The sequence below is a fragment of the Arcicella gelida genome (assembly GCF_034931025.1).
GTDB lineage: Bacteria > Bacteroidota > Bacteroidia > Cytophagales > Spirosomataceae > Arcicella > Arcicella gelida.
The window spans coordinates 38667-54368 of sequence record NZ_JAYGIL010000040.1 but is presented as its reverse complement, the minus strand read 5'-3'; the positions used below and the strand labels follow the sequence as shown (position 1 = coordinate 54368).

Genomic DNA, 15702 nt, shown 5'->3' with positions numbered 1-15702 from the left:
AATCAAACAAAATTGTATTTTTTAAATAAAGCACCTCAGATGAAAGCAAAAATCCACCCAGAACATGAGTGGATTTTATCGTAAAGCAATATCGAAAAACAATTTTCAAGGGAAGCCTAGTTCTTGTAGGGATTTTTTTGTTGAGTTGAATCCAAATTTATCACTAGGGCTGGACTTAAGTCTAGCCCTAGTGATAAATTTCAAGTTTGAATTTAATCGTTCTCTTTAGTTTGTTCCGCCACAACAGCAATCCCCTCTTCAAAACTTACTGGATTGTATCCTAATTCAGCAATAGCTTTATCCAAAATAAAACCAGTTCTTGGTGGGCGTTTCGCTGGCTGAGTGAAATTACTTGAATCGGCTTCGCTAATTAATGATTTATCTAAATGGAAAAAATCAGCCGTTTTAATCGCCATTTCATAAGGCGTTAAAAAGTCTTTCCCCGAAATATGAAAAACTCCTTCCGCTTCTTTATCAGTCATTAACCAGCAGCCTTTTGCCAAATCTTCTGCCAAAGTAGGTGTGCGAAACTGGTCGGTAACCACTTTGATATTTTTACCTTCTTCTAAGGATTTTTTTACCCATAAAATAATATTACTTCGGCTCATGTCCGAAACGATACCATAAACCAAAACTGTTCTGGCGATACTCCAACGACATTTTGAACGCTTCACTACTTCCTCCGCTGCATATTTCGTCCAACCATAATAACTTACTGGACTTGGTTGTGCTTCCTCTGAATATAGTCCAGCTTTCCCGTCAAATACAAAATCTGTTGAAAGGTGACAAAGATAAATATCATGCTTTTCGCAAGCTTCTGTCAAATACTCCACAGCTTTTACGTTCATTGCCCAACATAAATCTTTTTCAAATTCACACTGATCAACATTCGTCATAGCGGCGGTGTGAATAATGGCATTTGGTTTTACTTGTTCTATTATTTCTGCTACTTGTTCAGGATTGGTAATATCCATTTCCAGATATTCGTAGCCTTCTGTAAATGGTAATCGGTTTTTGCCACGAGCCGTAGCAATTAAATGAATATCGCTTTGGTTTGCCAATAACAAAACTAGCTTTTGCCCTAACAAACCATTAGAACCTGTAATAAGTATTTTCTTTTTTGACATATATATATTCAAAAATCATTTTTGGGTTTGTCCCGTTTATCAAAACTATGTCACATAAGCTAGAGAGTAAAATCCTATTCTCTACTGCTTACTTTTCTTGTCTTGAAACAAGAAAAGTAACAAAAGAAATTCAAGAAATTCCGAAACTCGCTCCGCTCAAACAGCGGAATTTCGAAAAATACTTCTACCTTAATTAATAAAAATATTACATAAAGTATTAATGTTCTTTTCTTAACATTTAATCTCCAAATGTATAAGCATACAATTTAGTAATCTTCTTTTTACGCATTTTTTTACAAGTAATTTTCATCGGAATATCTTTTAAAGGACGATTATTTTTGTCTCTCGCCTGATTTGCTACCGAATCTACCACCCATAAATTATCAATTACTTGTCCGAAAACGGTATAATTTCCATCCAAATGTGGAGTTCCGCCAATGGTTTTATAAACGTTTTTTTGTTCTTCCGTATAAGTTCTCAACGGACTTCTCGCCATTTGTTTCGTCAAACTTGAATCATTCCAAACCTGACCTTGCACGATATAATACTGACAACCCGAAGACGCTTTTTCTGGATTATTATCACGTGCCGCCGCCAAAACACCTTTTTTATGAAACAATTCAGGCGTGATTTCAGCAGGTACTTTGTAGCCCACATCGCCATTTCCTAATAACTCTCCTTCTTTTGCTTTTTTTGAATTCGGGTCTCCACCTTGAATCATAAATGACTTGATAACACGATGGAAAAGTAAACCATCATAAAATTTATGATTCACCAATTTCAAGAAATTCTTTTTGTGCTGTGGCGTTTCATTGTGCAAAATAGCGTGCATTTCGCCAAAAGGTGTGCTAAAAGTAACGAGATATTCTTTTCTTTTACTTTGCGAAAAAGTCTCCAAAGAAATGAATGATACGAGTAGGAATAAGAGTGTTTTTTTGTTTGAAATCATGCCAAACGAGACCATTTTAGTGAGATGAAACGTTAAAAACTAAATGTACTATTTTTTTCTTGATGCACAGAATCACAATCATAAAAACCAGCATCAGTTTTTGGAATTGGATATTGTTAACTGATAATTCATGATTAACTTCAAGCATATTTTGACAGACATAGAATTACATTCATGCTGCTTAATTCATTACAATCTCAAATTTTAATAACTATGAAAAAAACACATTACAGTTTAATTTGTGCTTTACTCCTCAGTTTCTCTACTTTCTCACAGGAAGTCACCAAATTGTATTCAGGCAAAGCCCCAGGTTCTGAAAACTGGACTTGGTCGGAAGCCGAAAACACAAATAACATTTTCAAAACCAGAATAGTCTATAACGTAGCCGAACCAACCATTACGGCTTTTTTACCAGACAAAGACAAAGCGACTGGAACGGCAATGTTGATTGCACCGGGCGGAGCATTTCATACGCTTTCTATCGACAGTGAAGGCATTGAGGTTGCCAAGTATTTAAACTCAAAAGGGATTGCCGCATTCGTCTTGAAGTACAGAGTAGCCAGAAGTTTCACCGACGACCCAGTGAAAGAATTGATGGGAAAAATGGGTAACTTCAAAACGTTGGATGAAGAAAATGCACCAGTAATTCCTTTGGCGATTCAAGATGCTTCAACTGCCATTAAATACATCCGAAAAAATGCAGAAAAGTACGACATCGATCCAAACAAAATTGGGATGATTGGCTTTTCGGCTGGAGCAACCCTTACTTTAGGAGCAACTTACAAAGCTACCGAAGAAAGTAAACCTAATTTTATCGCTCCCATTTACGCTTACACAAAAGCCGTAGAGGAAATCAAGAATATTCCTAAAGAAAAAACGCCCATCTTTATCGCTTTGGCTTCTGATGACCAATTGGGTTTTGCACCAGCAAACGCACAATTATATTTAGATTGGAAAGCCGCAGGACAACCCGTAGAAATGCACATTTATGAAAAAGGCGGACATGGTTTTGGTATGAATAAACAAAAAATCCCGACCGATACTTGGTACGAACGTTTTGGCGATTGGTTGAAACTACAAGGTTATCTCAAGAAACGTTATCCTAACAAATGGGAACAACAATTTACCGAAGAACAATTAGAAATGTTTTCAAAACAAAATGCTGAAAGAGAAAGAAGAGATTGGGCAAATTTGGTAAAATACAAAAAAGCCAATGCCGAAATCGGTGAGCCAAAACAAGGACAAACAAGAGTTGTTTTTACAGGAGATTCAATCACAGAAGGTTGGGTTGGTGCTGACGCTGACTTTTTTAACAGCAATAATTATGTAGGAAGAGGCATCAGCGGACAAACTTCCCCACAAACTTTATTACGTTTTCGTCAGGATGCGGTGGATTTGAAACCAAAAGTAGTCATTATCAACATTGGTATCAACGACATTGCAGAAAACACGGGCGATTATATGCCAGAATATACTTTGGGAAATTATAAATCAATGATTGAAATCGCCAAAGCGAATAATATCAAGGTGATTTTGGCTTCGGTGATGCCCGCTGCGGCTTTTCCGTGGAGAAAGGAAATTAAAGATGTACCAAGCAAAGTAATGGCTTTGAACGAAGGCATCAAACAATTAGCAAAACAATACAACTTGGTGTATCTTGATTACTTCACGCCTTTGAAAGATGAAAGAAATGGATTGAGCAAGGAAATGGCAGAAGACGGCGTACATCCAACAATTGCTTGCTATAAAATCATGGAGAAATTGGCAAAAGAAGCTATTGCAAAGGCTTTGAAATAAAAGAACAGTAGGTCGAGATTCCATCTCGACTTGTTTCCTGTCATATACTTTCTTTTCATAACCGTGGTCGAGATGGAATCTCGACCTACTTTCCTACCATTGTTGCTGGTCTGCCACGCAAAGCAGACCAAGTTTCATCAATAGCTACTTGTGAAACCGCTTGAAGCCCGATTAAATCAAAAGCCGTCCAAACTGTTTCACGTTTAATATCACTTTTTATTTTACCTGTTCCTTTTGGATAACAAGCCCAAAATACACAATCGAATTTTCCAGCTTTACTTACAGACTGCATTAAAGTCTCCAATTCAGCTTGCTGAAAGGCAAATACTTGTACAAAATCATAAATTCCCTCCGCTTTTGGTTCAGTATCAAAATTAGAACCTGCCAATAACGATAAGTAACTTTCAGGAGCATTCACAATCAAAAGCTGTTTATCGCTATCTAAACGAAGTTTTTTGAAGATATTTTCAGCAGACATAAAATGATTTTATTGAAGAAGGTTCATAAAATGACTATCGTAATCACTCAATCACAAATCACTAATCCACTAACTATTCAACCCCGCACGAATTTCTTTCAAAATTCTATCTCCACCCAGTTTTAAAATCTTGTCTGCTAAAATTTCGCCTACTTCAACAGCATCAGTTCCTGATACTCTTTCTTTCAACACTTCTTGACCATCTAAACTGATGATTCCACCTGTCATCGTCAATTCTCCGTTTTCAGCAGTTTGTGCCAAGCCAAAAACTGGAATACTACAACCACCTTGTAAGCGTCTCAAATAAGCACGTTCTGCCAGTAATTGTTGTTCTGTTTCGCCATGATTACACAATTCACGAATTTTTGCTTTCTTTTCAGCATCCAACGAAACGGCACATTCTATCGCCACAGAACCTTGTCCGACGGCGGGCGTAAATTTATCTAAAGAAATTAGTTCGGCTATATGTTCTTCGTAGCCCATGCGATGTACTCCTGCATAAGCCAATAACAAAGCATCACAAACGCCACTTTCTAATTTGCCCATACGAGTTTGCAAGTTTCCACGCATATCCACAGTTTTGATGTGCGGATAAAAATGCTTCAACATTGCTACTCTTCGGGTCGAAGAAGTACCAACCACAAAAGATTTTTCACTTTCCAGCGACAAACTTTTGTCATAACTTACCAAAACGTCGTTTACTTTTTCACGCTCGGTAAAGGCAATTAATTCTAAATCATCTGCTAATTCCGATTGTAAATCTTTGGCAGAATGTTGTGCAATATCTATTTCGCCCGAACGAAGTTTTTCTTCTAATTCTTCCGTAAATACTCCTTTTGAGCCAATTTTCGACAAGGAACGGTCTAAGATTTGGTCTCCTTTAGTATTGATAATGACGATTTCAACAGATAAACCGCCTTTTTCTAATGTTTCTTTGATGAAGTACGCTTGCCAAAGTGCTAATTTTGACCCTCTCGTTCCTAATTTTATTGTACTCATGGTTGGATGATTATTAGCTCTGAGCTATAAGCCTTGAGCTGTAAGCTTTTAGTTTTGGGGTAATTTCAATTAGGATTCGAATTAATTCGAATCCTAATTGGAAAAGGTAATAGTTTTTATCTACTTATTAAGAAAATACAAATAACTGATACACGTTAACGAATAACGTCTTTTTACTTAACTTTTAAACAATCGGGCGATGCTTAGTGATAAATCTAAATGTAATATTTTCGCCCTTGCGTTGCGTTCTAAATAATAATATACTTGACTGAACTCTTGAACAATCAGTTCGATGGATTCAATTTTTACGGCTTTTGAAAAATTTTGTACAAAAGTAAGTTCCTCTCCTTCTAATCTCACCAAAGCTTCTGCACCGTTTTTCCAAAGTAATAAATCTCTGAAAATATTCAAGCCGTACTCCATCATGCCTTTTTGGTCTTCTTTCGACATTCCGTCAAATTCATCAGCTAATTTTATCAAAGCTTGTACATTCGGTTTGTACGCCATTCGCATCCAATTGGCAAACCATTCATGCTGTACTTGTCCTTCATGGGTGGTTAAAGCTACTGCTTTTGAGATATTTCCTTCGGATAAGTACGCAATTTGTTTAGCTCTTTCGGTTGTTACTCCAGTTTTTTCGGTAAGGTATTCAACTGTATTTTCATCCGAAAAAGCAGGAATCATTACTCTTTGCGTTCTGGAAAGTATCGTTGTTAATAACTTGTTGGTATCGTTACATACGAGAATAAACAGCGTTTTGGTAGGCGGTTCTTCTAAAATTTTTAATAAAGAGTTCGCCGACTCAATATTCATTAATTCTGGTTGCCAAATAATCAAGATTTTGTACTCTGCTTCAAAAGCCTTGAGCGAAATTTTCTCAATAATATTATGAGCTTCCTTGATAGGAATAATTCCTTGCTTATTGCCAGTTGCTCCTGTAAACTCCAACCAATCCGTTAAACTTCTGTATGGACTTTCAATCAAAAACTTACGCCAAGTGGGCAATAATTCCAAAATAGTTTCCTTCGCACTCGGAGTCGGAAAAATATGGTGAATATCAGGATGCACCATTTTCGCCATTTTGATACAAGACGCACAACGCCCACAGGCATCTGTTTCAGTCTTATCCTCGCAATTGATATAAGTAGAATATGCCCAAGCCAAAGCCAAGTTTGCTCCGCCAACTGCTCCATGAAACAATTGTGCATGAGCCACATGGTTCATTTGCACCGAACGAATCAGCGTATTTTTGATGGCACTTAAACCTGGGATTTCTTTAAATAACATTTATTTCTATTTTGAAAATTTGATGATGTGAGAGAATTTGAAAATTTGAAGATTTGAAAAAGTGGAAGAATTTGGAAATTTGATGATTTGAAAATAAGTAGCTTACTCATATTTCATTTTCAAATTACCACACTTTCAAATCTTCAAATTCCCAAATTTTCAAATTAATTCAAAAATTGCTTTCAAAATTTGTTCTTCAACAGCATCAAATTCTTTTCCTCTACGTTCCAAAACAGCACGGGCTACTTGGTTTGCTTTACGCAAATGATAAGTTTTGAAAGTACCATTTCCGTTACTCCACGAAAATGAAGGAATATGTTTTGGTTGAAAATCTGCTCCGAAAATATTACAATTCACACCTACAACCGTTCCAGTGTTAAACATTGTATTGATACCACACTTAGAATGGTCGCCCATGATTAAACCCACAAATTGCGAACCTGTATTTTCATAACGATTACTTACATAACTCCACAATTCTACTTTTGAATAATCATTTTTCAAATTAGAATTATTAGTATCAGCTCCCCAATTACACCACTCGCCAATCACAGAATTACCCATGAAGCCTTCGTGTCCTTTGTTTGAATTGCCAAAGATAACGGAATTACTGATTTCTCCGCCTACCTTACAATGCGAGCCAATGGTTGTATTTCTACGCATTTTTGCTCCCATATTCACGACTGAATTTTCACAAATGGCAAAAGGGCCTTGAATCAAAGCACCAATACTTAGGCTTACGCCTTTGCCAATATAAATTGGACCATGTGTAGCATCGAGTACAACCGATTTTAAATCAACACCTTCTTCAATAAAAATCTGTGATTCATTATAAAAAGCAGTAAAGCGGTCATTAATGGGTTGCGAGGTTCTTCCTGCGGTGATTCTCTCAAAATCATTGGTAATTTGCTCGCCGTTGTGTGTATAAATATCTATTGCATGACGAATAATTCGGAGAGAACCTTCGAAAGCAATCGTATTTTCAAAAGTATCTTTGGCTTCTTTACTTCTGTAAGCAAGAATGGTTTCTCCTTGAAGTAAAGCAGTTTCGGGTGCTAATTGCTGAATTGCTTCAAGTAAAGTTTTCGTTGGGCAAACTGCACCGTTGATAAATATATTATCTTCAGTCAAGATTAATGGATACTTTGCCTGTAAATAATCTTGTGTATGAAATGAAATTTTGCTTTGCAAGTAGGCTTGCCATTTTTCGCTGATGGTTTGAATTCCAATACGGATTTCGCTGACAGGACGAGTAAAAGTTAGAGGCAACAAAGACTGACGAATCTGTATCTCATCAAAAAGGATAAAATTCATAAACTTAGTACGGAATATCCCATCCGCTGGGCAAGAATATTTAATAATTGATTAGCATACAAAATTAGTTTTAAAATTTTGCTTTAGGCTGTAAGCTTTAGGCAATAGGCAAAATGTTTATTTTTTACTATAAAAAGTATTTCCGCTTACGGCTTACAGCCTATTGCCTAAAGCAAAAAAATTGATTTAATGCCGTATGCTCACTTAACAACAGATAATCACCACAAATATAAGTTATATATTACCGATAATTTATCATAAAAAAACCTTTCAGATTTCTCTAAAAGGCTTTTTTTTAATTTCGACACCGACTGGGTAGAAGAATTATTTCTTGCCACCGAAACGTTTGTAGAATTTATCAACACGACCCGCAGTATCCAATAATACATTTTTACCTGTATAGAATGGGTGCGACTCTGAAGAAACCTCGATTTTGAATACTGGATAAGTTTCTCCTTCAAATTCAGTTGTTTCAGTTGTTTTTACACATGATTGTGTTAAAAACTTGTAATCAGCAGACAAATCATGGAAAACCACTGGTCTGTAATCTGGATGAATTCCTTGTTTCATGATAATATTTTGATTTTGAGACGATTCCCCGCCGTCTCTGGATTGTATATAATTAGTCGATTGTTAAATTGGGAGATACAGTATTCAAGATGTTTAAACTAATTAAACGAATTACTGATAACAATCGACAAAAGCACTTTTCTTATTTGAGGGTGCAAAATTACATTTTTTTTGGTGGTTTCAAAAACTTTTTTAAGGTAATTTGATTTAAGTTTTTAAGAAAAAGTATTCTTAATTTTTCTTAAAAAATTTCAGTATAATTATTCCAAGTTAGATACTTAGCTGAATAGCACTAGGCTTGAATTCTTGTTGTACATAACAAATAGTTTGTATTTTTTCTTGCTTTTTAATGGTTGGTTATTCGTTGCGAATAGATTAAGAAATTGTTATCTTTGAAGTGCATACCAAAATCATTCATTATTAACGTTTCTGTTTTATTTAAAGATTTAGCCCATCGAATCAATCTTTGATTTCTTTGAGATTGCTAGCACAAAAATTCTTAAAATTTTAGCTGAATTAATTCTTAAATCATTTTTCATCTTCAAGAAAAAACAATGATTTAAGTAAAAAATAATGGAGATTAAGGAATGAAAAACAAAAGGTTTGTGTTGAAGAGAACACCCACAAAATGGTTTCAACGATACACTCAAGGAATGATTATTTGATTTCTTTGAATGATTATATTCAAGCCTTCTTTCTTTATTTTAATAGAACTGAACACAATAAAAAAACCCGAGTTAATATGTACGTTATTAAAAGAGATGGCAGACGTGAGTCTGTAAAGTTTGACAAGATTACCGCCAGAATCGAAAAACTTTGCTATAGTCTCGATCCATTCTTTGTGCAGCCCCTCGAAGTAGCCAAAAAAGTTATTACTGGGCTTTATGATGGAGTAACCACGAGCGAATTAGATAATTTGGCGGCAGAAACAGCTGCGTCGATGACGACGAAGCACCCAGACTATGCCGTGCTTGCAGCTAGGATTGCTGTTTCTAATTTGCATAAAGGGACTTTAAAGTCGTTCTCGGCAACGATGAAACGTCTCTATAATTATACAGACCCAAAAACTGGAGAAAATGCAGCGCTTTTATCAAAGGAAGTGTATGATATTATCAAGAAAAACGCAGGAGAATTAGACGCTGCTATTATTTATGACCGTGACTTCGGCTACGATTATTTTGGGTTCAAGACTTTAGAAAAATCTTATCTTCTAAAAATGGAAGGTAAAATTGCTGAACGTCCGCAACACATGTTGATGCGTGTATCTATCGGTATTCACGGTAGTGATGTTGAAAAAGCCATTGAAACTTACAATTTATTGTCAGAACGTTGGTTTACTCATGCTACTCCTACGCTTTTCAATGCAGGTACGCAAAAACCACAAATGTCATCTTGTTTCTTGTTAACGATGCAAGACGATTCAATTGAAGGAATTTATGATACATTAAAACAATGTGCTAAAATTTCTCAATCGGCTGGTGGAATTGGTTTATCAATTCACAATGTTCGTGCTACAGGTTCATATATTAAAGGAACAAACGGTACTTCAAACGGTATTGTACCGATGTTGAAAGTATTTAATGATACCGCTCGTTACGTTGACCAAGGTGGGGGAAAACGCAAAGGTTCATTCGCTGTTTACTTAGAACCTTGGCATGCAGACATTTTTGATTTCTTAGAATTAAAGAAAAATCACGGTAAAGAAGAAATGCGTGCAAGAGATTTATTCTACGCATTATGGATTCCAGATTTATTCATGAAACGTGTTAAAGATAATGATACTTGGTCATTACTTTGTCCGCACGAATGCCCAGGCTTAGCTGATACTTATGGTGAAGAGTTTGAAAAACTTTACACGAGCTATGAATTAGCAGGAAAAGCACGTAAAGTAATCAAGGCTCAAGATTTATGGTTCGAGATTTTAGAATCTCAAACAGAAACTGGAACGCCTTATATGTTGTTCAAAGACCACGCTAACCGTAAATCAAACCAGAAAAATTTAGGTACAATCAAGTCTTCAAACTTATGTACTGAAATTATGGAATATACTTCTAAAGATGAAGTAGCGGTTTGTAACTTAGCATCTTTAGCTTTACCAAAATTCGTAAAAACTAACGAAAGAGGTTTCCAAGAATTTGACCACCAAGCTTTATATAAAGTAACAAAAGTTGCAGCGAAAAACTTAAATAAAATCATCGACCGTAACTATTATCCAGTTGAAGAAGCAAGACGTTCAAACATGCGTCACCGTCCAATTGGTTTAGGTGTTCAAGGTTTAGCTGATGTATTTATTTTGTTAAGAATGCCTTTTGAATCGGCAGAAGCGAAACAATTGAATAAAGATATTTTTGAAACCATGTACTATGCAGCGATGGAAGCTTCAATGGAATTGGCTATTCAAGAAGGTCCTTATGAAACTTGGGCAGGCTCACCAATCTCGCAAGGTATTTTCCAATTTGATATGTGGGGAGTTACGCCAGAGTCTGGTCGTTGGAATTGGGAAGAATTAAGAGAAAAAGTAAAAACACATGGTGTTAGAAACTCATTATTAGTAGCACCGATGCCAACGGCTTCGACTTCACAAATTTTGGGCAATAACGAATGTTTTGAACCTTATACTTCAAACATTTACGCACGTAGAGTACTTTCTGGAGAATTCGCTGTAGTAAACAAACACCTTCTTCGTGACTTGGTGAAGTTGAACTTATGGAATGATTCAATGAAAAACAAATTGATTTCTGCCAACGGTTCGGTTCAAAACATTGCTGAAATTCCGCAAAGTTTAAAAGATCTTTATAAAACAGTTTGGGAAATCAAACAAAAAGTAATTATTGAAATGGCTGCCGACAGAGGTGCATATATTTGCCAGTCGCAATCATTAAATATTCATATTCAAGACCCGAACTTTGGTAAACTTACTTCGATGCACTTCTACGCTTGGGAAAAAGGCTTGAAAACTGGGATGTATTATCTTAGAACAAAAGCTGCCGCCGATGCTATCAAGTTTACAGTCGAAAAACAAGCCGAAGTGGCCATTGAGCAAGCAAATGTTGTGCAAGAGCACGAGATGAGTTATGAAGCTTATGCCGCACAAGCAGCACAAGCGAAATCATCAGCTGCCTCTCTCGTTGTAGGAGGCCTAGACAGCGTAGTCGAACAAAATTGGTCGGCGATGCAATGCTCAATTGACGATCCTGATGGATGCGAAGCCTGCGGGTCTTAATCATTTCAGTATAAAAAAGCCCTCATTTCGAAAGATTGAGGGCTTTTTTTATAAACTTCATCTAAAATACTGAAAAGAGTAGCAGAAAATTATTAATTTAACTTTTCATTCTCCGAGGTACGTAACAATACTTTTGATGATGATTAAATTGCTTAACACAAAAACAAATCAGGTTGCCCAATGAAAGCCAAAAAATACTCAACACTTTTATTCGCTTTATGCTTTTCTATTTTCTTGCATATCCATGAAAGTAATGCACAATACGGACAAGGCTATGGACAAGGAGGATACGGAGGAGGCTTAGGAAGAAGCAGAATCCCCCAAGCAGGCGAGGGTATGCAAAGAAAGCCAGAAAGTTTAGACCCCGAAAAAATGGCTAATGAGGACACTCGTTGGATGATAAAAAAATTAAAATTGACAGAAGAGCAAATTCCAAAAGTTGAAAATGCCAATATAAATTTTGCATTCAAACGTTTAGATTTTTCAGAAGAAGTAAAGAAAATTGTTCCTCCAATTACTGAAGAAGTACGTGCTAAAATCAGAGCAAAAGCAGTAACTATCAAAGAAGAAAGAGATAAAGAAATGAAAGCGATTCTCACAGAAGAACAATTTCAGATTTATTTGAAAAAGAAAGATAACTATTAAATTGAAGCGTAAAGTTGAGCAATAAACAAAAATATCTTGTTTAAAGTAAAATATATCAAAACATCGAAAGTCATCGGCATATATTGCTGATGGCTTTTTTTATTAAAAAAAATAATTAAAAATATAAAGGTTTACTTCGTAAAAACACCTAAATTAGCTATTGATTCTTTACCCATTAAACGTTAATTATGAAAAAACTACTATCCTACTTATCTCTTGCTTTACTGGCAAGCAGTTGTTTCAAATTTGATAGTCCTCCAGAATTTCCAATCACTAGCGAAGGATATCGACCTATTTATGCAAATGCAGACGAAATAGACAAAGTAGTTATCACTACTCCACAACCATTAAAATCTCTCGGCAAAATTTATATCAAAGATCAGTTTTTATTTGTGAACGAGATTGGTAAAGGCGTTCATATCTTTGATAACAAAGATCCGAAAAACCCCAAGAAAATTGCTTTTTTGCAAATTCCAAGCAATGTAGATATTGCCATTAGAGGTGATATTTTATATGCCGATAACTTAAAAGATTTGATAAGCATCAATATTAGCAAGCCTTCGGAAGCCAAGCTAGTACATCGCCTAAAAGATGTATTTGAATCGCAGGATTATCCGCCAGTTACCAATGTTCGTTTTGAATGTGTTGACAGTAACAAAGGTGTAGTAATCGGTTGGGAAAAAGTTTTATACGTTGACTACACACTAAAATGTTACAGATGAAAAATACACAATTATTATATTGTATTTTGGGGTTAATATGCCTTCAAAGTTGCCAACAAGGAGCTAACGATTCGGTGTCTCCCTTCGGAAATGGTACTGGTGGTTCTATGGCTCGTTTTACTTTAGGTGATGGCTATCTTTATACAGTAGGCACTAGCACCATGTCTATTTTCGATATTAAGAATACTTCTCCTCAAAAAATCAAAACTATCAATTTGGGCTTTGGCTTAGAAACCATTTACCCTTATAACAACATGCTCTTTATTGGAAGTAATACAGGAATGAAAATTTTCAATAATCAAGACCCAGTCAATCCCGTTTTGCTTTCTACTTATACACACATAAAGAGTTGTGACCCTGTGGTTGTTCAAGATAATTATGCTTATGTGACCTTAAGAAATGGAACATTATGTCAAAGAGGAGTAAATTCTCTGGATATTGTCAATATCAGTAATCCCTCAAACCCTACATTGGTAAAATCCATTCCAATGAAAAATCCTCATGGATTAGCAGTAGATGGTAAAAATCTATTTATCTGTGAAGGTAGTTTTGGATTAAAATCTTTTGATTTATCAGACCCAGTAAATCCAGTTGAAAAGGAGTTTTTAACAGATGTGGTTTCGTATGATGTTATCCCAAATCAACAAAAACTAATAGTAACTGGTCAGAATGGCATTTATCAATACGATTATAGCGACCCAAAAGCATTAAAGCTTCTCAGTAAAATACCTATCGAATGAAATATTCTATCTTAATAATATTATTAGTCTTCAGTCGAGTCTTCACATTTGCCCAAAGTGATACCATTTCGCATCGACACTTACTTCTCAAAATAGCACCATTGACATATCTAGGAACCCATGCCGCTATTCAGTTTGGGCTTGAAACCAATATTAGTACTAGAACTACTATTGCATTTGATTACGCCTATGGCAATCCTAATATTTCATTAGCAGGCACAAAGGGTACTTATGACGAAGGCGAAATATCACAACGATACAGATTAGAATTTAGAAGATATACAAAACCATTTGCTTTGAGAAATAAGGGTATAAATGCTTTTTATGGACTTGAACTCTTCAACCGTACCAATACTTATCCAAGTACAACAACCATTGGTAGAGGAGGAAATTCTTGGAATAATGATTATAAATATTATGAAAAACTCTCTGACGATACCATTTATAAAGTTTGGGGAGCTTATGGAAAAATAGGAGTAATGGGACAAATCAGTGAGCGATTTTGGCTAGAATGGTATGGAGGAATTGGCATGGCTACTCATACAAATACAACTGGCAAATACACATTAGCACCCAATGACCATATTTTCACTGAAAATGGGCGTCCAAAAACGATATACTTTAATTTTCATAATCCACTAAACTTTAAACTAACAGGTGTGGATTTTTTATGGTCTTTAAAGTTGAGTTATCAAATCTTATAGAATGGTTATTACAAAAAAAAGAGGCTATCAAATCCAGATTTGTTAGCCTCTTTTTTAATTATTTACTAATCTCCAACATTGCTTTCAATGCTTTCAAAGCAGGAATCCTTACTTCTTCTGGCACTTGAATTTCTGGTAATTCATAGAACATTGCGTTGTAGAGCTTTTCCATCGTATTCATTTTCATATACGGACATTCTGAACAAGCACAGGCATTTTTTTCATTTGCTGGTGCTGGAATAATCTTTTTATCTGGTACAGCTAATTTCATTTTGTGCAAAATACCTGCTTCTGTCGCTACGATAAATTCTTGACAATCTGATGTTTGAACAAAACTTAAAAGAGCCGTGGTTGAACCTACAAAATCTGCTTGAGAAAGAATTACTTCCTTACATTCAGGATGGGCAATTAATAAAGCATTAGGATTTTCTTCTTTCGCTTTCTTGAGTTTTTCCAAAGAAATATCAATATGAACAATACAAGCACCTTCCCACAAAATCAAATCACGTCCAGTTTTTTTGGCTACATATCTTCCTAAATTGGCATCAGGAGCAAAAATAATTTGTTTGCCGGCAGGAATTGATTCAACGACTTTCACTGCATTTGATGAAGTACAAATAATATCAGTCATTGCCTTAATATCGGCAGTACAATTGATATAACTTACTACAACAGCTTCAGGATATTTTGCTTTAAAAGCAGCAAATTCTTCTTTTGGAGCAGCATCCGCCAAAGAACAACCAGCGTTCAAATCTGGCAATACAACTTTTTTATTCGGATTTAGAATTTTGGCTGTTTCGCCCATGAAATGTACTCCACAGAAAACAATCATATCAGCATCAGTTTGTTCTGCCGCTTGTGCCAAACCCAAACTATCTCCTAAAAAATCTGCGATTTCTTGAATTTCAGCATCAACATAATAATGAGCCAAGATTACCGCATTTTTCTCTTTTTTAAGTTTTAAAATCTGTTCTTTTAAATCTTCTCCTTTGAATGGAACAGAGCGACTGACGTAGCCAACTCGTTGAGATTCTTCTAATAAATTCATTGTTAAAATTTTATATCGTTAGAAAAGACACCTGTTTGTTGAGTGAATGAGTGTTTTTTGATTGAGTGATTAAGTAAATAGTCTAAAAATCACTAATCA

15 protein-coding genes are annotated in these 15702 nt (G+C 35.5%); 7 read left to right on the top strand and 8 right to left on the bottom strand.

From position 1 onward, the window contains the following. Positions 1-212: 212 nt before the first annotated feature. Positions 213-1127, bottom strand: coding sequence for an SDR family oxidoreductase (locus tag VB776_RS22190; RefSeq protein WP_323699063.1), 915 nt, complete (start codon positions 1125-1127; stop codon positions 213-215). 47 nt (positions 1128-1174) lie between these two features. On the opposite strand from VB776_RS22190, the gene VB776_RS22185 reads away from it, so the two are divergent. Next, positions 1175-1324, top strand: coding sequence for a hypothetical protein (locus VB776_RS22185; RefSeq protein WP_323699062.1), 150 nt, complete (start codon positions 1175-1177; stop codon positions 1322-1324). Positions 1325-1365: 41 nt separating this feature from the next. Here the strand turns inward: VB776_RS22185 and VB776_RS22180 are convergent, their stop codons facing one another. Next, the gene (locus VB776_RS22180) at positions 1366-2076 is read right to left on the bottom strand and encodes a peptidylprolyl isomerase (RefSeq protein ID WP_323699061.1); all 711 of its coding nucleotides are present in this window, start codon (positions 2074-2076) and stop codon (positions 1366-1368) included. Between the two features lie 213 nt (positions 2077-2289). Between VB776_RS22180 and VB776_RS22175 the strand changes: the two genes are divergently transcribed. Further along, the gene (locus tag VB776_RS22175) at positions 2290-3873 is read left to right on the top strand and encodes a GDSL-type esterase/lipase family protein (RefSeq protein WP_323699060.1); all 1584 of its coding nucleotides are present in this window, start codon (positions 2290-2292) and stop codon (positions 3871-3873) included. A gap of 85 nt (positions 3874-3958) precedes the next feature. Here VB776_RS22175 and VB776_RS22170 read toward each other — a convergent pair whose 3' ends face one another. The 5 genes from VB776_RS22170 to VB776_RS22150 all read right to left on the bottom strand — a co-directional run bounded on the left by VB776_RS22170 (position 3959) and on the right by VB776_RS22150 (position 8521). Then, entirely contained in the window at positions 3959-4351 is a 393-nt protein-coding gene (locus VB776_RS22170) for a hypothetical protein (protein WP_323699059.1), read from the bottom strand. A gap of 69 nt (positions 4352-4420) precedes the next feature. Next, a complete protein-coding gene (hemC, locus tag VB776_RS22165) occupies positions 4421-5350 on the bottom strand; it encodes a hydroxymethylbilane synthase (protein ID WP_323699058.1) in 930 nt (309 codons plus the stop codon). Between the two features lie 177 nt (positions 5351-5527). Next, positions 5528-6637 carry a DNA polymerase III subunit gene (locus VB776_RS22160; RefSeq protein ID WP_323699057.1) on the bottom strand — a complete coding sequence of 370 codons (1110 nt, stop codon included), beginning with the start codon at positions 6635-6637 and terminating at the stop codon, positions 5528-5530. A 159-nt stretch (positions 6638-6796) separates the two neighbouring features. After that, on the bottom strand, positions 6797-7951 hold the full coding sequence (locus VB776_RS22155) for a GlmU family protein (RefSeq protein ID WP_323699056.1): 1155 nt from the start codon (positions 7949-7951) through the stop codon (positions 6797-6799). Positions 7952-8275: 324 nt separating this feature from the next. After that, a complete protein-coding gene (locus VB776_RS22150; RefSeq protein ID WP_323256622.1) occupies positions 8276-8521 on the bottom strand; it encodes a type B 50S ribosomal protein L31 in 246 nt (81 codons plus the stop codon). 742 nt (positions 8522-9263) lie between these two features. Between VB776_RS22150 and VB776_RS22145 the strand changes: the two genes are divergently transcribed. The 5 genes from VB776_RS22145 (at position 9264) to VB776_RS22125 (ending at position 14555) form a co-directional block, all read left to right on the top strand. Then, positions 9264-11744, top strand: a complete 2481-nt coding sequence (locus VB776_RS22145; RefSeq protein WP_323699055.1) for a ribonucleoside-diphosphate reductase subunit alpha — start codon at positions 9264-9266, stop codon at positions 11742-11744. A 180-nt stretch (positions 11745-11924) separates the two neighbouring features. Then, positions 11925-12389: a hypothetical protein gene (locus tag VB776_RS22140; RefSeq protein ID WP_323699054.1), complete on the top strand. Its 465-nt coding sequence runs from the start codon at positions 11925-11927 to the stop codon at positions 12387-12389. 188 nt (positions 12390-12577) lie between these two features. Beyond that, on the top strand, positions 12578-13111 hold the full coding sequence (locus tag VB776_RS22135; RefSeq protein WP_323699053.1) for an LVIVD repeat-containing protein: 534 nt from the start codon (positions 12578-12580) through the stop codon (positions 13109-13111). Then, the gene (locus VB776_RS22130) at positions 13108-13851 is read left to right on the top strand and encodes an LVIVD repeat-containing protein (RefSeq protein WP_323699052.1); all 744 of its coding nucleotides are present in this window, start codon (positions 13108-13110) and stop codon (positions 13849-13851) included. The genes VB776_RS22135 and VB776_RS22130 overlap by 4 nt, the downstream gene beginning before the upstream one ends. Next, positions 13848-14555 (top strand): hypothetical protein, encoded by a 708-nt coding sequence (locus VB776_RS22125; RefSeq protein WP_323699051.1) that lies wholly within the window; start codon positions 13848-13850, stop codon positions 14553-14555. Before VB776_RS22130 ends, VB776_RS22125 begins: the two co-directional genes overlap by 4 nt. A gap of 58 nt (positions 14556-14613) precedes the next feature. Here the strand turns inward: VB776_RS22125 and nadA are convergent, their stop codons facing one another. Beyond that, on the bottom strand, positions 14614-15603 hold the full coding sequence (gene nadA / locus VB776_RS22120; RefSeq protein ID WP_323699050.1) for a quinolinate synthase NadA: 990 nt from the start codon (positions 15601-15603) through the stop codon (positions 14614-14616). Positions 15604-15702 lie beyond the last annotated feature (99 nt).